An 18,467-nucleotide genomic window follows, 5' to 3' on the forward strand; every position below is an offset into this window, starting at 1 on the left:
GCCCACCAGCAAGCTGGTTCCGGCTTTTTAGTTGGTTCCGCACGGAAAGCGGCAAACGACGCTAACGCCGCCCCGGGCTTTGGATTTGATGGTGAGACTGCCGTCGATGAGATTGGCGCGATAGTGCATGACACGCATGCCGATGCCTGCATGTGCGTGAGGGTGCCTGCCAAGGCCTGAGCCGTTGTCCTCGATTTTTAACACGGCTTCGTTTGGTCCATGGCGCTGGAGCGAGAGCTTGACCCGAGATGGGTGCCCATGGCGAAGGGCGTTGTTGGACGCCTCCTGGGCGATGCGGTAGATGTGGGTCTCCTTCTCCGAGTCTTCGATTTTGATTTCGGGATCGACTTCGCAGGTGCAGGCGGTGCGGTGGTTGGTGCGGATGGTTTCCGCCAGCAGATGCAGCGCGCCGCCGAGGCCGCGGTTTCTCACGGATGCCGGTGACATGCTGTGGGACATGTGGCGGACTTCCTGAATGGCATCCTGTATGAGCTTGTGGATGCGGGCGGCGCTCTGGCGCTGATCTCCGGTGAGCTCGCTTTCGAGCGCTTCAATCAGGGTGGCCACCCCTGTCATGGTCTGGCCGACGCCGTCGTGCAGATTATGGCCGATGCGCGCCTGCTCCTGCTCGGAGATTTTGAGGATCTCTTTTTGCAGACGGTTGCGCTCTGTCAGGTCCGTGCCGGTGATGATGATGCGGTCCACCAGGCCTTCGGGGGTCTTGGTGATGATGGTGGAAAGCGCGACGACATGGCGCCTGCGGTCTTTGCCGATGAGAGTGACCTCGTGCTCGGGGATGTTTCTGCCTGCGAGCAGCTCCTTCAAACGTTTTTGCGAACGGGCCTTTTCTGCGGGGTCCATGAAGTCAGACTTCCATGGAGGGGGCTTGCCGATGAGGTCTTTCCGTCTGTAGCCGAGCATGTGCAGCGTGGCCTCATTGGCATGAAGGAGGCGGCCGTGCCTGTCCAGAACGATGATGATGGCCGAGGTGTGGCTGGCCAGAATTTCATTGAAGCCGAGCTCCCGGCGGTAGTTTGCCTCCGCGAGCTTGCGGCTGGTGATGTCCTCCACCATGGTGAGCAGGTGGTTGGGGCGTCCGCTCATGGTGCTGAGCAGCGAGGCGTTGAGGTTGACCCAGACCACGGTGCCATCCGGGCGGACGTAGCGCTGCTCCACCTGAAACTCGGAGGATCTGGCGGCTTTGAGCTGCCTGTGCAGGTGGTGGTTTTTTGCGCGGTCATCGGGGTGCGTGACGGCATCAAACTTAAGCTTGAGCAGTTCCTTGCGTGATCTGCCGGTGATGGTGCTGAAGCGGCGGTTCACGTCAACGAAGCGGCCTGTGGTGAGATCCACAAGACCCACGCCAACCACGGCCTGCTCAAAGATGGCGCGGAAGCGCACCTCGCTTTCTATCAAAGCCTGCTCTGCCTGCTTGTGCTCGGTGATGTCCTGAAACGTGCCGATCAGCTTCACGGTTCTGCCATTTTCGCGGATGGCAAACCCCTGGGTGCGGGCCCAGAAGCGCCGGCCTTTGGCGGTGAGCACCGGCAACTCCAGGTCGTAGGCCGTGCCGTGATCGATGGCGGCGCGGACGGCGGAGCGGATGAGCCGCTGCTCCTTCAGGGCGTAGAAGCTGACGGCTTTTTTGAGCGAGGGAGTGGTCTTGCTGCCAATCTCGAAGAGCCGGCAGGTTTCGAGCGACCAGAAGAGCTTTTTTGAGGCTACATCGAGCTCCCAGCCGCCGATTTTGGCCATCTCTCCGGTGCGCTCCAAGAGCTCTGTGGTGCGGGCCAGCGACTGCTCGACCTGCTTGCGCTCTGTGATGTCCTCCATGATGGCGATGTGCCGGGAGGGGGGCTCGCCTTTTTTCCACATGGGTGAGACGGTGAGATTGATCCATGTGATGCTGCCGTCGGCATGCATGTGGCGTTTTTCAACCGTGAAGGTCTGGAGCTGCCCGGACTTGAGCTTTTCCATGTTGTCATGGGTCACCTGCAAATCATCCGGGTGGGCGAGGTGCAGCAGGGTCGTGGCCATGAGCTGCCTTCGTGTCAGCCGGGCGATGTCGCAGGCACGCTGATTGACGTTGAGGAAGCGGCCGGTGTTGCTGTCGATCAAGGCTACGCCGACGGCGGCCTGCTCGAAGATGGCACGGAACTGCGCATTGCTTTCATGCATGGCGGCCTCGGCAGCGCGGCGTGCTGACGTGTCTGTAAGCAAGGCCATGGCGCCGACATAAACACCCTGGGAGTTGGTGATGGGATTGGTGGAAACAAATGCCCAGAGAGGGGAGCCATCCTTGCGGATGTACTTGAACTCGAACTGGTCTGAAATCCCTTTTTTGCGGTTCTTGATGTGGGTGTTCAGCAGGGCCTTGCCCTCGTCGTCGAGAAAGTCACTGATCGGGCGTCCGATCATTTCCTGGGCCTTGTAGCCCATCATCTGCGCCATTTTGGGATTGACGTAGTCTGTGCGCGAGCTGGCATCGATCGTCCAGATGCCTTCCTCTGCTGTCTGCACGATGCGGCGGTAGCGTTCCTCGCTTTCGTGCAGGGCCATCTCTGATCTGCGGCGTTTGGTAATGTCCTGGGCGCTGCCGGAAAGGTGTGTCACCCTTCCTTTGGAGTCCATAACGGGGGTGACGGAGATTTTGCCGTATTTGATGCCTGAGGGGTGGGGGTAGGTCTCGTCCCAGCGCACGGTCTGGCGGGTGCGGATCGCCTGGCGGCAGTGCTTCCGCACGCGGGTGCAGCAGGGCTCCGGGATGAGCTGTTCGATCAGCCGGCCGATGATCTGCTGAGGGCTGAGGCCTGCCGCTGCGAGGAAGCTGTGATTGGCAAAATGGAGGCGCAATTTTTGACCAGGCTCAACTGCGAGGCTGAAGAGGGCTGCATCGACACTGTTGCACAAGAGTGCGAGATCTTGAGAAGATGCGACAGGCTCACCTCCCGGATCGAGTGATGCAGCGACCGCCGCAGGTTTGCGCCTGGCTGCTGGCTGGGTAGATTTTTTCATGCGAAAAGGTGCAGTCGCTGGAATTATCAGGGCTGACCTTATCCAAAACTGGCGTTTGAGGCAAGCAGGATGGGCTGCGGCTCAGACTGCGGTGGCGCTGGCGGCAATGTCCGCAGCGAGGCCGGGGATTTTCGCAAGGGTCCTGGAGGGGGTGTCGCGCAGGGCGGGCACATGCAGGGGGTCGTTTCCCAGGCTCTGGAGGAGGCGGTCAAGCGCCTGGCCGAAGGCGCTGACGGCGGCGCTTTCCTCATCGAGGTCATGGCGCAGGCCGTTGAGCAGCGCCACGTGCTCATAGCGCTGCAGCCATTCGCCTGCACGCGGACGGTAGCGTTCGATGATCAGGCGCATGAGGCTTTCGGCGGAGCGTGGTTCGGACTCGCGCAGGACCTGGAACATGAGGCAGCGCGCGACATCTGCAGCGGCGGTGATGAGGCCGGGCTCATTCACGCCGATCTGGTCGTGAGCGAGGCTGCGGTGGCGGTGCTCAAAATGAAAGCCCAGATCCACCTGGCAGAGCTGCTCTGCCGGCAGATGGCGGAAGGCTTCGCTGAGAATGGCGATTTCCAGGCCCCAGCCGCCGGGGAGGCTGAAGCGCTCGAGGGCCTGCATGTCTGCGGCGAATTCACCGGAGAGCGGGTAGCGGAAGCTGTCGAGGTGCTCGAGCAGCGGTTTGGAGCCCAGCACGTCGCGGCAGGCCTGGATCAGGGGGAAAATCAGCAGTCGCGTGACCCGGCCATAGAGACGGTCTGAAACACGGCTGTAGTAGCCTTTGGCAAACCGGTAGGGCATGCGCGGGTGGAGGAGCGGGTAGCAGAGCCGCCAGAGGATGTCGCGGCTGTAGTTCAGGATGTCCGTGTCATGGCTGACAATGACTCCATCAAAACCGCGTGCGTGCAGGTAGGCGATGCCCATCCAAATGTTGGATCCTTTGCCTGCATGAGGGCCTGCCAGGCCTGCCTGGTCCATGCGTTGATAGGCCTGGGTGAGCTGGGGCCCGTCATTCCAGAGCACATGGGCGGCTTTGCCGCGGAGGTTTTGGCGGATGAGCATCAGGGCGCGCTCATGCTCGGCGGCGTCCATGCCGTTCATGCTGAGGATCACCTCTGAAATGTGGCCTGCCTGGGACACTTCCTCCAGGATGCGGGGCAGGGCGGGGCGCTCGCATTCGGCGTAGAGGGCGGGGAGCAGCAGCGCCACGGGCTTTTCCTTGGCCCAATCCTGCATTTCGGCTTCACGTGCGGAGCTGTCCGCGTGAGCGAGATGATGAAGGGTGGGCACGCGCGCGTGCTGGTAGAAATCTGCCATGGAGGTTGGAGGAATCCTCAATTACACAGACCCAGCGGTGCGTGAAACAAAAATATTCAAATCTGGACGGCGCTGTCGCGGTCGGGCCGGTCACGAAGTTCGCTGTCGCCGTTGAGCGCGAGTGTTTCCGCCTCGGGATCGAGCTCCACGGTTTCAGCCTCGATCTCGATTTCCTGGCGCCATTTGCGGGAGACCCATGGGCGGGCCAGGCCATAGAGCAGGTAGCTCACAAAAAGCACCGCAGGCATCCAGTGCCAGTTCATGACGGTGAAGGCGATGACGAAGATGGTCACCAGGACCCAGTGGAAGGAGCGCTTGGTACGCCAGTTCACCGCCTTGAAGCTGGGGTACTCGAGGTTGCTCACCATGAGGTAGGATAGCAGGGCCATGAGGCCGGCGAGGACGTACTTCCAGTTGCCGATCTCCTTCTCATTGCTGTCCAGCCAGATGATCAGGAGTGTCAGGGAGGAGATGACGCCCGCCGCCGCAGGGATGGGGCAGCCGCGAAAGCCCTTCATGCTGCATTTCACGTCGGCTGCCGCGAGGCAGTTGAACCGAGCCAGACGCATGGCACCGCAGACGAGGTACACGCAGGAGATCAGCCAGCCGAGGCCTTTTGGGGTGTCTATTTCCTTGAGCACGATGTCATGCACCAGCAGCGCGGGTGCGACGCCGAAGGAGACGATGTCCGCCAGCGAATCGAGCTCGCGCCCAAAGGGGCTTTCAGTGCCGCCCATGCGGGCGACGCGGCCGTCGAGCGCATCGAAAAGGCAGGCCAGCAGGATGAACACAATGGCGTAGTGGTAGTGCTGGTTCATCGAAAGGTGCCGTCCGTCAAAGATCTCCAGGATGGCGACGAAACCGCAGAGAATGTTGCCCGCCGTCATCAGCGTGGGCAGGACGGGGATGCGTGGCTCTAGATCGTGAGTCATGGGCGACAAGGTGAATGCAGAATGGCGAATGTCGAATGACGAAATGAGAGGGCGGGCGTAATGGCAGCGAGCTTGCAATGGGTCGTTTTACCATTATGGCATGCCTCCCGTCCTTTTTTCCCACCATGCCCACTGCCGAACTTCCACCGCTGACCGGTGACATGACCATGAGCCAGGTGCTCCAGGCCTACCCTGGGGCGCAGAGGGCTTTGTTTGCGCGTTACCACATCGGGGGGTGTCGCAGCTGCGGCTTTCAGCCGGGGGAGACGCTGGCGCAGGTGTGCGAGCGCAATGAAAACATTCCTGTAACGGAGGCCGTGGCGCACATCCAGGAAAGCCACAAGGGGGATGCCTCACTACAGATCTCCCCGCAGGAGCTGGAGGTGCTGCTGCGCAACGTGCCGGATCTGGTGCTGCTGGACGTGCGCACCCGTGAGGAGCATGAGGCTGTGAAGCTGCCGGGCGCGCGCCTGCTGACGCAGGAGCTGGTGCAGGAGATCTTCACCCACGGCGACAAGACCAAGACCATCGTGCTCTACGACCACACGGGCGCGCGCTCGCTGGATGCGGCGGCCTATTTCATCGGGCACGGATTTGGGGAAACCAAGTGCCTCACCGGCGGGATCGACGCCTACAGCACGGAGGTTGATCCAAGCCTCCCGCGCTATCGTATCGAAATCGAAGACTGAACCTGCCACGACCATGGACGAAGCCGCACTCCAGCAAGCCCTCACGGACACCCAGAACCTGGGCGAAATGCCCGATGCCGATGCTGTGGGCACGGTGGGGAGCCCTGACTGCGGGGACATGGTGCGGCTGTGGATCAAGTACAAGGACAAGGACGGAAAGAAGGTGATCGACAAGGCGAGCTTTCAGAGCTTTGGCTGTCAGACCGCCATCGCGGTGGCGAGCATCGCCACGGAGCTCATCCGTGGCAAAACGAAGGAGGAGGCGCTCTCGCTCTCTGCGGAAGAACTCAGCAGGCCGCTGGGGCCGCTGCCACCGATGAAGATCCACTGCGGCCAGATGGTGGAGGGTGCCCTGCGTGCCGCGCTGGAAGCGGAGCAGAAGAACTCGGCCGCCCAACCTGCTGCGGCAGTTCCCGATCAATCCGGCACCCTCGCAGACGCCCTGAGCGCAGCTGGCAAGACGCAGGGCAAGATCAAAATTGTCATGACCAGCGATAAAAAAGATTAGAGGGAAAAGCTCAAAGATAAAAAGAGCCGAGAACTCCAGATGCCATCCTCACTGAAACCCCGCCCATCGAACTTGAACTCATAGCCCATGCGGTAAAACACTGGAAGCCTCCGCTCATCCTCTGCTTTTATCTTTCATCTTTGATCTTTTACCAATTCCCCCATGCACTCCTCACTTGAACTCAAACGCGAAGTCGATGCCGTTCAGATTCCCAGCGGGGATCTGATCAAACTGCCGCTCGGCATGAAGGTCATCATCACCCAGTCGCTCGGCGGCACCTACACCGTGGCCACTGACTTCGGCCTGGCCCGCATACAGGCGGCGGATGTGGACGCCCTGGGGATAGACCCTGAAGCCAGCAAGAAGGAGCAGGACAGCACCTCTTCCAACATTCCTGCGGATGTCACCGATCTGGAAGGCCAGGTGTGGAACCAGCTCAAAAACGTCTATGATCCTGAAATCCCGGTCAACATCGTCGATCTGGGACTGGTCTATGACTGCAAGGTGGAGACGGACGCCGAAGGCAAAAACAAAGCCACAGTGAAAATGACCCTTACCGCCCCAGGGTGCGGGATGGGCCCCACGATCGCGGCCGATGCCCAGAGCCGAATCATGACGATTGAGGAGATGGATGATGCTGCTGTGGAGCTCGTGTGGGACCCGGCCTGGAACCAGGGCATGATCAGCGTCGAGGGCAAAATGAAGCTGGGAATGATCTGAGGAATCGGAGCTTCCGTTTTTTCAAGCCAGGGCTCTGCCTCTACTGCTGCGGGATTTCCACCACGCAGCGGAAGCCGTCGCAGCGCCAGCGGCGGGTGGAGGGCTGATTGCCACGGAAGGATGAGAGCAGCGCGGCGGGCGCGCTGCTGCCCCAGGACGCGCCGCGCAGAACGTGGTCTTTGTGGGACTGATTGTAAAAATCCTCGCACCATTCCCACAAGCTGCCGCCGAGGTCGAAGATGCCGGCAGCATTGGGAGGGAAGCTCATGACGGGCGAAGTGATGGCGAAGCCGTCGGTGTAGCCTTCGATGATCTTTTCGGCAGGTATCTGAGTTTTGCAGTCTGTGTCTGCGTAGTTGCCGGAGCCTTTGGGAGGCGGCCAGACGTCGCCCCAGGGGTAGAGGTCGCGCAGTTTGCCGCTGAGTTTCTCTGGCGGGGTGTCTGCGGGCTCCTGATCTCCGATGCCGACTGCGATGCTCCATTCCCGATCTGTGGGCAGGCGATAGACGCGGCCTTCCTTCTGGCTGAGCCAGGCGCAAAACGCCTTGGCGTCATCCCAGCTCACATTTGCGACAGGATGATTGTCCTCAGCCCTGGCGGAGAGGCTGTCGAGTTTAGTGTCTTTCCAGGATGCGTCTGCCTCAGGATGGGCTGAAACATATGCTGCGTAGTCTGAGCGGCGTGTTTCATGGATGCACATGGAGATGCGGGTGCCTGCCAGAGGGACGAACTTCATGCCCAGGCTATTGACGAAGGTGGCCGAGGTGTTTGCCGGGGTCTGTGAGGAAGCCTTTTTGAAGTCGAAGCCTTTGACTGCTTCGGCGGCGAGTGTGGAAATACGGTGATGCATTTTGTACACTGCGGGGCGGGTGTCTCCCATAGCGCCGCCGTAGCGGTTGCAGAGAAAGATGACGAATGTGCGTGAAGCGGGGTCCAGCCAAAGCATCTGGCCCGTCCAGCCGGTGTGACCGTAGCCGCCGATGGGAAACCATGCGCCGCGGGCCAGTGTGTAATCGTGCGGTGGTGAGCGGTAGGGGGTGTTGATATCCCAGCCGAGGGCGCGTTGTACGGACAGATTTTTGGCATCAGGACTGCGAAGGTCCGGCGGGCTTTGCACGCAGGTCATGAGCCGGATGGTTTCCGGTTTGAAAACGCGCACGCCATCGAGTTCGCCCAGATTTAGCATCATGCGGGCAAACCGTGCCATGTCGGCCGTGGTGGTGAAAAGGGAGGCGTGCCCCTCAATGCCGCCCGCGAGCCGCCCGACGGTGTCGTCCGTGAGGCCACGCCCGGGTGCGCTGGAAGGGGAGACCCGGCGCAGCCGCCCGCCGTCGGGGCGAAACAAGGTGTCATTCATGCGCAGAGGTTTGAACAATTCACTGGTGCAAAATTCATCCAGGCGCCTGCCAGTCACGCGCTCGACCACGACTCCCAGCACCATGCTGCCCACACTGCTGTAGGAAAAGGCGCTGCCTGGCTCAAAAACCGGCCTGGTCTGGCACAGCCGGGCGGTGGCCTCCGCGTGGTTGCTGAACGGCTGAGTGCGGGGATCGAGATTTACCGGCATTCCTGAGGTGTGCAGCAGCAGATGGCGCACTGTGATTTTTTCGCGGCCTTCGCCTGCAAACTCGGGGAAATATTTCGATGCTGGTGCATCAAGCTCCATGAGCCCCCGCTCTATGCACAGCATGGCAGAGCTCGCAGTGGCCAGCACCTTGGTGATCGAAGCGACGTCAAAAATGGTGTCCTCCGTCATGGGTTCGGCTTGCGGCTGGAGCGCGCGATGACCGAAGGCTTTGTGATAGGCCACGCCGTCATGCTCCACCCAGAGGGCTGCGCCGATGATCATGCCATCTGTGATTGCCTGCGTGAGCGTGGTGTCGAGTTCTGTGAGCTTGTCTGCACGGAATGCCTGAGCGAGAGCGGGCGGCCTGGCAGGGGCTTCGCTGGCGAGCGGGCGGCCACGCTGAGTCAGCATGGTTTTCGGCTGCCCGTCTTCGGCGGATGCCGTGAGTGACAGCGTTATGCATGCAATCAGGCCAAGGTGTTTTTTCATGGGGGCGGTTTCAATGCGGCGCGGCGTTCTGTGATGAGCTGCTGGAGCAAGGAGCGGTGACAACGTGTTTCATCTTCGCAAAAGCAGCCGAGGCAGAAGGTGGCTTCGCCGGAGAGCATGGCGAGCAGATCGATTACGTGGCGGCATTCCGGTTTGTTCATTTCCGACCGGTAGCGGCGGGAAAAGACACTCCAGCTGATGTCATGAGCGAGGTAGGCTTTGACCAGCGGTGCGGAGGGCGAGAGCAGCGGCAGCCACAGGTCGAAATAGTCGTGGCTGGCCCAGTCTTCACGCCGGACCCCACGTGGTACATGGCGCGATACGCCAATGCGTGGTCCCTCGCCTTTGCCACGGGGAGAGCCATAGCGATAAATGCCGGGAGGGGGCTTCATCAGGAGGGATCGCTGGTTTTGCGGCGATTAATCCACGGGATTAATATCGCAATACGATACGTCTGTGCCAGATGCAACCTTTCGGAGGGAGCGTGCAGTCTGCAGTGCAGCGACTGCTGTGTGTAACCCACATCTTCTCGCTTCAGCGAGGGGTGGCGGACAGGGAGGGATTCGAACCCTCGGTAGCTGTTTAGGCTACACACGCTTTCCAGGCGTGCTCATTAGACCACTCTGACACCTGTCCAAATTGTTGCTCCGGGAAACGGAGAGCGCGGATAGTGGCGCAGTCAGGAGCGCCCGCAAGCGATTTTGGCTGCTGATTTACATTCAGTTGGCCGGCTGGTCGGACTTCTTCCAGTCATGAACGACGTATGTGGAGGCGGAAGTGCCCAATGCGGCCACAGCCTGCTCCTTGGTGATAGAGGCGGAAGAGGAGGTGACGGTGACTTTTTGAGTGCCGGGTTTGTCTCCGGGGACTATGACCACCTTGGAAACACCTTCGAGCTTGGTGAAGGAGGCTGTGACATGGTCTTTGCAGCCGGCGCAGACCATGCCGGTCATTTCGGCAACATAGTTCACAGGGGCATCGGCTGCCATGACAGGGGCTGCAAAGATGGCGGCAAGGGCGAAAAAGAAAGCTGAGCGAGTCATAAGAGAGATGGGCTGGAATAAATATACGCTGACTTTGTGCAGCCAAGTCCAAGTTTGTGAGGGGATGAAACGTTGAGACGGGGATTTTTCACATATAAAGATTTTTCCTGCACCCACCCGCTTTTTGCCGTGTTTACTTTTCCGACCATGAAACTGACCCAACTTATGCCTCTGCTGGCCGTGGCGCTGGCTTGTCCTGCGATTGCCCAAACTCCTGCTTCCGAACCTGAGAAGCCAGAGGCCAAGGTGCTTCTGACGCCGGCGCAAACAGAGCACATTCTCAAAGAGCTGGAGAAAGTGGAGGCGCAGATTGGCAAGGGCAGGGGGTCCGTCTTTGGCGCGGCGCTGGCAAAGTTTCGGGAGGGGATGGCGAGTCCGGCTGCGGCAATGGCCCTCTACCTGGACTGCTACAAGCTGGAGCATTTTGACCGCAAAAATCTGAAACAGACGGATTTCATGGACTGGCGGAACAGGAATGAGGCCAATTTGAAGGATGATGACTTCAAGACGGCTCTGGCCCTCCAGCTGGAGTATCTTGTGCTCACCATTCAGGCGCAGGAGATCCAGGAGCCTCGGAAAATGGCACCCATCGTGGCTGCGGCACAGGCCTTTTTGGGCAAGGTGATTACTGCGATACAGGGTACTACCACGCATTCGGCCTCAGGGGCAGTGGCGGATAAAGACGCCAAAGGTGGCGGCGGTGGCGGCGGAGGAGGGGGGCGCAGAGGCGGCGGTGGTGGTGGCGGAGGAGGAGGTGTGCCGGCAGGCGACATCATGGGGACGCTGCGGCAGTCTGTGGCAAATTCCGAATTTGCCAGGGCCTATTCGCTGGAGGACTTCCTGAAGCGGAAGGAATGGGAGTATCAGCCTCTGAATGTGAGGGGGATATACGCCAATATCATTTTCCCCTACTACCTGGCGGAAAAGCCGACGGAACTGGCTGCGCAGTGGGATTCCCGCATGAATGCGGAAGTGGCCTTGCAAAAAGCCATCAAGAGCGAAACTGAGTTCAACGAGTACTACAAAGATGCCGGCCCGCGGATGATCTGGGAGAAGAACAGCTATCTGGTGGAAAACAACGTGACGCCCGTCAATGCTCTGGCGGACATGCTTAAGGTGATCCAAACCTACCCCAGCCACCCGGATGCGATATCCTGGCTGAGGGAGTTCAGAGACCTGGTCAAAAGCGTTTCCGAGCCGAGTGCTGAAACGACTCCAGCTGAGAAACCTGCCGGGGTGCAATAGCCCGAACTCGCCGCATGTTCCGCTGGTTTGCCTCGGTGCTACGCAGCTTTGGCCCCGCTGTGGCCGGGCTGGTGTGGGCACTGAGGACGCAGCGGAATCTGCAGGTGCATGCGATTGCCACGGTGACGGCGGGCTGCTTGGGCCTCTGGCTGCAGCTCGCCGGGTGGGAGTGGTGCGTGGTGATGCTGGCTGTGGGCATGGTCTGGGCGGCGGAGCTGCTGAACACGGCGATCGAGGTGCTGGCAGACCGGGTGAGCAAGGAGCGTGAGGAGCCGATCCGCCGGGTGAAGGACGCTGCTGCGGCGGCTGTGCTGGTGGCTGCAGCGGCTGCGCTGGGGGTGGGAGTGGTGGTCTTTTTGCCGAAACTCTGGCAACTGCTTTGAGATTATTCCGCCGCCGCCTTGACGCAGCGAAGCTCACTTCTATGATGCGGAGCGTTTACGCCCCCCAAAACCTCTCACTGACTCATTCCGATGGCCATTCTTGTTGAAACTGACACCCGCATTCTTGTTCAAGGTATCACCGGAGATTTCGGTTCGCGCCATGCCAAGGCATCCATCGACTACGGTACGCAGCTGGTGGCTGGTGTCACCCCAGGCAAAGGCGGGCAGGTTTTTGAGCACAGCGGCAAGAAAGTGCCTGTGTTTGACACTGTTTCCGAAGCTGCGCGTGAGACTGGAGCCACGGTGAGTGTGATCTTTGTGCCGCCACCCTTTGCTGCTGACGCCATTCTGGAAGGCGTGGATGCCGGACTGGACCTCGTGGTGGCCATCACCGAAGGCATTCCCGTCAATGACATGATCAAGGTCAAGGCTGCCATGAAAGGCAGCAAGACGCGTCTGATCGGTCCGAACTGCCCCGGTCTCGTGACTCCCGGACATGGTGAAAAATCTCACGGTGGCTGCCGTATCGGCATCGCTCCTGGTTACATCCACAAGCGTGGCAACGTCGGTGTGGTCAGCCGCTCCGGAACGCTCACTTATGAGGCTGTCTGGCAGCTGACGACCCGAGGTTACGGCCAGAGCACTTGCGTTGGCATTGGTGGCGATCCGGTGAACGGCACCAATCACCTCGATGTGCTGAAGATGTTCAACGACGATCCTGAAACGGAAGCGATCATCATGATTGGTGAGATCGGTGGCAACGCCGAGGTGGAAGCGGGCCGATGGGCCAAGGACAACTGCAAGAAGCCTATCGCCGCTTTCATTGCTGGTGCCACGGCACCTGCCGGGCGCCGCATGGGGCATGCCGGTGCCATCATTGGTGGTGCGGATGACACGGCTGCGGCGAAGAAGAAGATCCTTGCCGAGTGCGGCATTGCTGTCTCTGACTCACCTGCCGACATGGCTGCCACGCTGTTGAAGCGCTGGGGTAAGGCGTGAGTCTGGCCGGGCTGTTTTGACCGTGGTTTTCAGCGGTCCGGCAAAGAAGTTCTTTGCCGCTGGATCTGGAAATAAAGCTGGTGGGTATCATCACCCGGCAATCAAAGCAAAATGCCGCCAGCTTGTGTGGAGGTCGGAATCAGTTCCAAAAATGGAACCACTGATTGAGCCAGCCGACTATGGCAGCGATGGAGCCCAGCACGAGGGTGCCCTCGGTGAACAGGCGCAGGCGCTCGCTGCGGCGGGCGCGCTGTTTTGCGATGGGCACGCGACGATTGCGCGGAGCGGGGGCTGAAAGCTCCATGGGGGGGACCATGTTCACATTTGCGAGCCGATGCTGCCGCTTGATGCGTGGTGCATCTGTAATGAAGCATTCCAGACGGTGAATCTGGCTGTTAAGCTCGTCTGCACGCTTGCTCAGGTGTCGTGACTTGCTCTTGGGGGATGCCTCCTGCGTCAATGCCTGGACAGGCTTTGGACGGCGTGAACGGACTTTGCGATTGCCAGAAAACAGAGCCATAAGAGTGAGCGGTGAGGGGAGGGGAATCAGAACATGAGCCGGATCAGGACGATGGCGACGATCACTGTCCCCATCAGGGGAAGGGTGAAGGCAAAGCCACGGCGCAGCCAGGTTTTCAGGTCATCGGCGTGAGCGCTGAAGGAGGGCATGGTGGCTGCGCTGGAGTCATCAAGGCTGGCCTGGCCTCCGGTGGATACGCCTTCTGGCGGACCCATGGCGTGCAGCCGACGGATGCCTTTGGCATAGTCGCCTTCGGCATCGTCAATGGCAGCCAAGGCGATGTCGAGCTCTTCGCTCACCTGGGCGCGGTGCCATTTCTCCGGCTGGAGTGATTTCAGAATGTCCTGGTGACGGCGGAAGTCATCGTGAATGGCGGCGAGATCCTCCACGCGCTTTTGGGCGTCGTAGAGTTCGCGTTCGATCAGGCTGGCTGAACGGCTGATTTTTTCGACGAGGTCGCGCTTTCCGGCGACGAAACGCTCCTGCTTGATGCGCAGGGCTTCGAGGTGCTGCTTCTGGCGCTCGATTTCCTCCTGCTGGCGGCGAAGCTCCTGCAACTGCTCCTGGGCTGCCTTGACCTTGGAATCGACATTCTCAAGGGAGGAGGCGCCTGAATGTTCATCCATGAACTCGGGAGCATCTTCAAAAACGAGGAGATTGTCCTCATTGTGGCCGTTTGCTGTGGCGAGGGCGGGTGCTTTGCGGGTGATCATGGGAGTACTGGAAATTATTTCCAGTATCCAGATACTACAGATGTCTTAAGTATTCCAGATTTTTCGTCTGGCGTTTGGCAAAAAAGTAAGGAATGCCTCCAAAAGCCACGGTTAACAGAGCCAGTCCAGTCAGGGCCGCCAGCTCGATCCTGCCATTGTAGCCTGCCATGGCCACGGCGTCCTGCCGTAGATTTTGCCAGGAAGGGATGAGCAGAAGGACCATGCCGCCGACGATGTAAACAAAGCTGGCGATGAGGCAGACCGTGCCGCCGAAGCCAGAGACAATGCGTGCCGGATTGGACTCGCGGAAGTTGGGCACCAGGGCTCCGAGGGAGAGGGCCAGCGAGGTCAGGCCGTAGCTGAGCATCAGAATAGCCGCGCTGAAAAAGAGGATGCGCTGGCCGGGCAGTCCGAGGGAGGCACCTGAGACGACGACCAACGTCACCATGATGAGAGCGAGTACACTGGCGCTGAGGCGTAGTTTCAGGGACAGCACGCGGTGCAGTGGGAGGGGGGAGAGCCCTAAAATCCAGAGCCGCTGGCCTTCGAGGCTGAACTGAGGGTAGATGAAACGCGTCGTCAGGGTGGAAAGGGCGAGACAGCAGACCAGCAGATTCAGATGACTGACCACGGTGATCCAGAAGGGGCTCTGCAGGTCGTAACCGAGCTTGCGCAGATTCATGGAATAGATGAGCAGCAGTCCGAAGATGATGGCTGACTGCCCCCACTGGACGGGCTCGCGCAGGAAAGTGCGGACCTCTTTGACGAGGAGCGCAAAGGAGGCGCGATCAAGCGCCAGGATGCTGCGGAGCCATTGAGTGAGGCGTCCGGAACTGGCGCGAGAAACGGGGGATCTGGCTTTGCGAGTCGCTTCCGGTGCCGCACTCATGATCCGGTTCCAGGCGGGGTAGTAGAGGGCGCTGGCGATGCGTGTGGTGACGAGGATGCTCATCAGTGCGTTGGCGAGGAGCACGAGATTGAAGAACACCGTGCGCTCAAAGGTGCCGCGCCCGGCAGCCTGGATCGTTTCAGCCACCCATGAGCTGGGCAGCAGCGGATGCATGCAGATCTCCGTGTGCCGCAGGATCTGGTTGAGGCTGGCGCTCAAGTCTCCTGAGTTCAGGGTTTCGACACTGGAATGCCAGAAGGGGAGTGTCTGGACCAGCAGGAGCAGCACGAGAGCGAGCAGGGGCTTCCACATCCAGCGTCTGGCCCAGCGGACCAGGATGATCAGCAGCCAGGTGGAGACATTGGCGGCGATCGTGACCAGGGCGAGCACTGCGGGAAGGACGGCAAGCATGAAGCGTGAGTCCGCCTTGTAAGCCTGGGCAAGAGCCAGCAGGATGGGAGTGCTGAGCAGAAAAAGGCCCCAACTGGCGAGCAGCATGCCCTCGAGGGTCTTCCACAAAACGAGGCTGCGCGGCGGCAGCGGGAGTGCAATCTGCCATTCCATGTCCTTGCGCCGGAAGAGGCTCATGCCGGTGATGGTGGCATTGGAAATGACCAGCATCACGAAGAAGAAAAAGAAGAGCAGAAACACCAGGCGCTCCGTGAGCAGGGGGCCGATGAGGGGGAGCTTCATTATGAAATCCAGCCCGCGTCCCACCAGGAGGTAGGCAGCGAGGCTGTAAAGCCCCAGAAAGCCGCCGACCGTCAGGCTGAGCAGACGGTTTTCGAGCATGCCGGAGCGCAGCTTGTGACGCAGCATCCGGCCATGGGCCCGTGCCAGCAGCCAGGTGGCGGATGCTGCGGTCATGCGTCGATGGCCAGGTTATTTGTTGCCAAGCACATTCTGCTCAATGACGTTTGCCTTGCCGCCGACAACGCTGAGGGAGGGGGCTTTGCTGCGGCTTTCCTCTTCACGGTCATCCCGGATGATGTTGCCGACGATCATGCTGTTGCTCACCTCTTCGAGGTGAAGGCCGGCGCCATCGGAGTCGAGAATGCTGTTGTGGGCGATCTGCAGGCGGTTGCAGGACTGGACGTCAACTGCGGCGCGCTGCTTCCACACGCCGCTGATCACATTGCTGCTGAGAACGCTGTCATCGCAGCGGAGAAAGACGACGCCGTTTTTTTCCGCGTTGTCGTTGCCATTCACGAGGTAGCGCGGGTTGCGGTCAAAATTGTTGCCTGTGACCACGATGTTGCTGCTGTCTGCGACGACGAGATCGTGCTGAAAGCCTTCCCAGAAGGTGTTTCCGGTGATCGTGACGCCACGCGAGTGCTGGACTTCCACATTCACCTGCACATCGCTGAACACGTTGGCAGTGATGGTGACATTGCCCTCACGGGTGTGCTCGCGCCCTGCGCGGCGGAGAAGGGACGGATCCGTGCCGGAGCCGATGATGCGGATGTTGGCTGAGTCGGGCGACTTGTGCGTGTGCTGGAGCGTGCAGCCGGTGATGGTGACTTCGCCGATGGAGCCGCCGCGTGAGTCGAGCATCACATTGGCGCTGGGAGGGCCGTCCTTGGCGTGGTTGCCCTCGATGTCGCAGGTGCCGATGTGGAGGTTGCGTACGTTGCCGCCGACAGAGACGACACCGCCGCCGCCATTGTAGCTGATGTGACTGCCGACGATGTTGGACTGGTGGAGGTTCACGTTGTCATAAAACACGCCGATGCCGGTGTTGTGGTAGAAATGGCAGGCGGAGATCAGCACGTTGCGATTACGAGTGGAGAGATGCACCGCGTGCCGGCATTCGCGAACGACGACACGGCTGAGGGTGATCTGCATGGTGCCGGTGGCTTCGATCCCGTCTGCCTCGGCGTGCGCTCCCACGATTTCGATGCCCTCCACCATGGGGGTGCGCTGGTTTTCCCATACTTCGGGTTTGAAGGACTCGGGTGCCGCGGAGCCTTCATGCGTGCCTAGGAAATGCAGCGCGGGGCCCGGCCCAGACATGACGAGCCGGACCGTGCCATCACCACTCAGGGCGGCATATCCCGTCTTGGTCAGGTCGATTTTCAGGGTCTTGGTGATGCGATATGTGCCTTTGGGCAGCTTCACGCTTCCGACCGTGTCGAACATGTGCTGGAGCGCGGCTGTGTCATCCGTCTTGCCATCGCCGACTGGCTGCTGACCCAGAGCCATGCTTGCTGCAGCAAGCAGGAGGAGAAAAGATTTTGAGATCATTCTTTCAGCCTAGACGTCTGTGCGGGTTTCCGTCAATTTGAAGCTGACTTGGATGATGAGAAATCGTCTCAGTCGCATTCCCTTGAAACCCACGGCATTCAGGGGACGTATCGACCAGCTGTTTTAAACCCAATCATCCACATGAAGTCCACCGCACGAATCCTTGCTCTTATCACCGGCCTGAGCGCATCCTCTGCTTTTGCGCAGGCGGATCTCTCCGAAGCCTTTCTGCCGATGTTCATGCCGCTGCCAGCCGAGGCGGCATCTCCCACGAACGAACTCACAGAAGCGAAGATCAACCTGGGACGCCAGCTCTACTTTGAGACCCGTATTTCAAAGGGCGGAAAGATGTCCTGCAACTCCTGCCACGTGCTGGACAAATACGGCAATGACAACCTGCCGTTTTCTCCGGGGCATGAGGGCAAGCTCGGCGGCCGGAGCTCGCCTTCAGTTTACAATGCAGCGCTTCACATCGCCCAGTTCTGGGATGGCCGCGCACCGAGTGTGGAGGAGCAGGCCAAGGGGCCGGTGCTGAACCCTGTCGAGATGGGAGCTCCGAGCGAGGAGTTTGTGATCAAGGTGCTGAAGAGCATGCCCGGCTATGTGGAGGCCTTCAAAGCGGCTTTCCCGGGTGAGGCTGACCCAGTGAACTACAACAACTTCGGCAAAGCCGTGGGTGCCTTTGAGCGCAAGCTGCTCACGCCTTCCAAGTGGGATGCGTTCCTGAAGGGCAACAAGGAGGCTCTCAGCGCCGAGGAAAAGAAAGGTTTTGCCACATTTGCCAAAACCGGCTGCGTCACCTGCCATAACGGTGTGGCCGTAGGCGGCATGATGTATCAGAAGCTCGGTCTGGTGAAGGCCTGGCCTGATCTCAAGGACAATGGCCGTGCGGACGTCACCAAGAACGAGGGGGAAAAGGCCTTCTTCAAAGTGCCAAGCCTGCGTAACATCACTGAAACAGGTCCCTACCTGCACGATGGTTCGGTCAAGACCCTGGACGAGATGGTCAAGAAGATGGCCGAATACCAGCTTGGCAAACAGCTCAGTGACGAAGAAACGGCGTCGATCGTCACCTTCCTCAAGGCTTTGAAAGGGGATCTCCCAGCCGATTACATCAAGGCTCCGAAGCTGCCTGAGAGCACCGCAGACACGCCCAAGGCGTGATTTGAACGGTTCATTTTGGATCTACTCATCAGCCGGGCAGTG

Annotated in this window: 17 protein-coding genes and 1 tRNA gene; 7 read left to right on the forward strand and 11 right to left on the reverse strand. The window is 60.0% G+C overall.

What is annotated here, in order from left to right:
* Positions 1-27: 27 nt before the first annotated feature.
* From ACFQDI_RS13100 to pssA, 3 genes are all read right to left on the reverse strand, one after another.
* Positions 28-3,015: a PAS domain S-box protein gene (locus ACFQDI_RS13100; RefSeq protein ID WP_377167232.1), complete on the reverse strand. Its 2,988-nt coding sequence runs from the start codon at positions 3,013-3,015 to the stop codon at positions 28-30.
* Between the two features lie 81 nt (positions 3,016-3,096).
* Complete coding sequence (locus ACFQDI_RS13105) at positions 3,097-4,320, reverse strand: glycosyltransferase family protein (RefSeq protein WP_377167234.1); 1,224 nt, start codon at positions 4,318-4,320, stop codon at positions 3,097-3,099.
* Positions 4,321-4,376: 56 nt separating this feature from the next.
* On the reverse strand, positions 4,377-5,252 hold the full coding sequence (gene pssA, locus ACFQDI_RS13110) for a CDP-diacylglycerol--serine O-phosphatidyltransferase (RefSeq protein WP_377167236.1): 876 nt from the start codon (positions 5,250-5,252) through the stop codon (positions 4,377-4,379).
* A gap of 125 nt (positions 5,253-5,377) precedes the next feature.
* Here pssA and ACFQDI_RS13115 point away from each other — a divergent pair, with 125 nt between their 5' ends.
* The 3 genes from ACFQDI_RS13115 (at position 5,378) to sufT (ending at position 7,169) form a co-directional block, all read left to right on the forward strand.
* Positions 5,378-5,941 carry a rhodanese-like domain-containing protein gene (locus ACFQDI_RS13115; protein ID WP_377167238.1) on the forward strand — a complete coding sequence of 188 codons (564 nt, stop codon included), beginning with the start codon at positions 5,378-5,380 and terminating at the stop codon, positions 5,939-5,941.
* Between the two features lie 13 nt (positions 5,942-5,954).
* A complete protein-coding gene (locus ACFQDI_RS13120; RefSeq protein WP_377167240.1) occupies positions 5,955-6,449 on the forward strand; it encodes an iron-sulfur cluster assembly scaffold protein in 495 nt (164 codons plus the stop codon).
* Between the two features lie 162 nt (positions 6,450-6,611).
* Entirely contained in the window at positions 6,612-7,169 is a 558-nt protein-coding gene (gene sufT / locus ACFQDI_RS13125) for a putative Fe-S cluster assembly protein SufT (protein WP_377167241.1), read from the forward strand.
* A 40-nt stretch (positions 7,170-7,209) separates the two neighbouring features.
* Here sufT and ACFQDI_RS13130 read toward each other — a convergent pair whose 3' ends face one another.
* From ACFQDI_RS13130 to ACFQDI_RS13145, 4 genes are all read right to left on the reverse strand, one after another.
* A complete protein-coding gene (locus ACFQDI_RS13130) occupies positions 7,210-9,225 on the reverse strand; it encodes a serine hydrolase (RefSeq protein ID WP_377167243.1) in 2,016 nt (671 codons plus the stop codon).
* Positions 9,222-9,617 carry a DUF488 domain-containing protein gene (locus tag ACFQDI_RS13135; protein WP_377167245.1) on the reverse strand — a complete coding sequence of 132 codons (396 nt, stop codon included), beginning with the start codon at positions 9,615-9,617 and terminating at the stop codon, positions 9,222-9,224. Before ACFQDI_RS13135 ends, ACFQDI_RS13130 begins: the two co-directional genes overlap by 4 nt.
* 153 nt (positions 9,618-9,770) lie before the next feature.
* Positions 9,771-9,861, reverse strand: a tRNA-Ser gene (locus tag ACFQDI_RS13140).
* Positions 9,862-9,944: 83 nt separating this feature from the next.
* Complete coding sequence (locus tag ACFQDI_RS13145) at positions 9,945-10,268, reverse strand: heavy-metal-associated domain-containing protein (RefSeq protein WP_377167247.1); 324 nt, start codon at positions 10,266-10,268, stop codon at positions 9,945-9,947.
* 147 nt (positions 10,269-10,415) lie between these two features.
* On the opposite strand from ACFQDI_RS13145, the gene ACFQDI_RS13150 reads away from it, so the two are divergent.
* From ACFQDI_RS13150 to sucD, 3 genes are all read left to right on the forward strand, one after another.
* A complete protein-coding gene (locus tag ACFQDI_RS13150) occupies positions 10,416-11,513 on the forward strand; it encodes a hypothetical protein (RefSeq protein ID WP_377167249.1) in 1,098 nt (365 codons plus the stop codon).
* Positions 11,514-11,527: 14 nt separating this feature from the next.
* Positions 11,528-11,896, forward strand: coding sequence for a diacylglycerol kinase family protein (locus ACFQDI_RS13155; protein ID WP_377167251.1), 369 nt, complete (start codon positions 11,528-11,530; stop codon positions 11,894-11,896).
* 90 nt (positions 11,897-11,986) lie between these two features.
* A complete protein-coding gene (sucD, locus tag ACFQDI_RS13160; RefSeq protein WP_377167253.1) occupies positions 11,987-12,895 on the forward strand; it encodes a succinate--CoA ligase subunit alpha in 909 nt (302 codons plus the stop codon).
* Positions 12,896-13,034: 139 nt separating this feature from the next.
* Here sucD and ACFQDI_RS13165 read toward each other — a convergent pair whose 3' ends face one another.
* Genes ACFQDI_RS13165 through ACFQDI_RS13180 form a run of 4 tightly spaced genes read right to left on the reverse strand, consistent with a single transcriptional unit; the run spans position 13,035 to position 17,261 of the window.
* Positions 13,035-13,415, reverse strand: coding sequence for a hypothetical protein (locus ACFQDI_RS13165; RefSeq protein ID WP_377167255.1), 381 nt, complete (start codon positions 13,413-13,415; stop codon positions 13,035-13,037).
* 26 nt (positions 13,416-13,441) lie between these two features.
* Entirely contained in the window at positions 13,442-14,128 is a 687-nt protein-coding gene (locus ACFQDI_RS13170; RefSeq protein WP_377167257.1) for a hypothetical protein, read from the reverse strand.
* Positions 14,129-14,162: 34 nt separating this feature from the next.
* Positions 14,163-15,884, reverse strand: a complete 1,722-nt coding sequence (locus ACFQDI_RS13175; protein WP_377167259.1) for a putative ABC transporter permease subunit — start codon at positions 15,882-15,884, stop codon at positions 14,163-14,165.
* Positions 15,885-15,899: 15 nt separating this feature from the next.
* A complete protein-coding gene (locus ACFQDI_RS13180; protein ID WP_377167261.1) occupies positions 15,900-17,261 on the reverse strand; it encodes a right-handed parallel beta-helix repeat-containing protein in 1,362 nt (453 codons plus the stop codon).
* 141 nt (positions 17,262-17,402) lie between these two features.
* Here ACFQDI_RS13180 and ACFQDI_RS13185 point away from each other — a divergent pair, with 141 nt between their 5' ends.
* On the forward strand, positions 17,403-18,425 hold the full coding sequence (locus ACFQDI_RS13185; RefSeq protein ID WP_377167263.1) for a cytochrome-c peroxidase: 1,023 nt from the start codon (positions 17,403-17,405) through the stop codon (positions 18,423-18,425).
* Positions 18,426-18,467 lie beyond the last annotated feature (42 nt).

The sequence above is a fragment of the Prosthecobacter fluviatilis genome, assembly GCF_042655725.1.
In the GTDB taxonomy this organism is placed as follows: domain Bacteria; phylum Verrucomicrobiota; class Verrucomicrobiia; order Verrucomicrobiales; family Verrucomicrobiaceae; genus Prosthecobacter; species Prosthecobacter fluviatilis.

Bases quoted from the DNA above. Each gene is read 5' to 3' on its own strand.
- ACFQDI_RS13100 (WP_377167232.1), bottom strand. From the start codon at position 3,015: ATGAAAAAATCTACCCAGCCAGCAGCCAGGCGCAAACCTGCGGCGGTC.
- ACFQDI_RS13105 (WP_377167234.1), bottom strand. From the start codon at position 4,320: ATGGCAGATTTCTACCAGCACGCGCGCGTGCCCACCCTTCATCATCTC.
- pssA (WP_377167236.1), bottom strand. From the start codon at position 5,252: ATGACTCACGATCTAGAGCCACGCATCCCCGTCCTGCCCACGCTGATG.
- ACFQDI_RS13115 (WP_377167238.1), top strand. From the start codon at position 5,378: ATGCCCACTGCCGAACTTCCACCGCTGACCGGTGACATGACCATGAGC.
- ACFQDI_RS13120 (WP_377167240.1), top strand. From the start codon at position 5,955: ATGGACGAAGCCGCACTCCAGCAAGCCCTCACGGACACCCAGAACCTG.
- sufT (WP_377167241.1), top strand. From the start codon at position 6,612: ATGCACTCCTCACTTGAACTCAAACGCGAAGTCGATGCCGTTCAGATT.
- ACFQDI_RS13130 (WP_377167243.1), bottom strand. From the start codon at position 9,225: ATGAAAAAACACCTTGGCCTGATTGCATGCATAACGCTGTCACTCACG.
- ACFQDI_RS13135 (WP_377167245.1), bottom strand. From the start codon at position 9,617: ATGAAGCCCCCTCCCGGCATTTATCGCTATGGCTCTCCCCGTGGCAAA.
- ACFQDI_RS13145 (WP_377167247.1), bottom strand. From the start codon at position 10,268: ATGACTCGCTCAGCTTTCTTTTTCGCCCTTGCCGCCATCTTTGCAGCC.
- ACFQDI_RS13150 (WP_377167249.1), top strand. From the start codon at position 10,416: ATGAAACTGACCCAACTTATGCCTCTGCTGGCCGTGGCGCTGGCTTGT.
- ACFQDI_RS13155 (WP_377167251.1), top strand. From the start codon at position 11,528: ATGTTCCGCTGGTTTGCCTCGGTGCTACGCAGCTTTGGCCCCGCTGTG.
- sucD (WP_377167253.1), top strand. From the start codon at position 11,987: ATGGCCATTCTTGTTGAAACTGACACCCGCATTCTTGTTCAAGGTATC.
- ACFQDI_RS13165 (WP_377167255.1), bottom strand. From the start codon at position 13,415: ATGGCTCTGTTTTCTGGCAATCGCAAAGTCCGTTCACGCCGTCCAAAG.
- ACFQDI_RS13170 (WP_377167257.1), bottom strand. From the start codon at position 14,128: ATGATCACCCGCAAAGCACCCGCCCTCGCCACAGCAAACGGCCACAAT.
- ACFQDI_RS13175 (WP_377167259.1), bottom strand. From the start codon at position 15,884: ATGACCGCAGCATCCGCCACCTGGCTGCTGGCACGGGCCCATGGCCGG.
- ACFQDI_RS13180 (WP_377167261.1), bottom strand. From the start codon at position 17,261: ATGATCTCAAAATCTTTTCTCCTCCTGCTTGCTGCAGCAAGCATGGCT.
- ACFQDI_RS13185 (WP_377167263.1), top strand. From the start codon at position 17,403: ATGAAGTCCACCGCACGAATCCTTGCTCTTATCACCGGCCTGAGCGCA.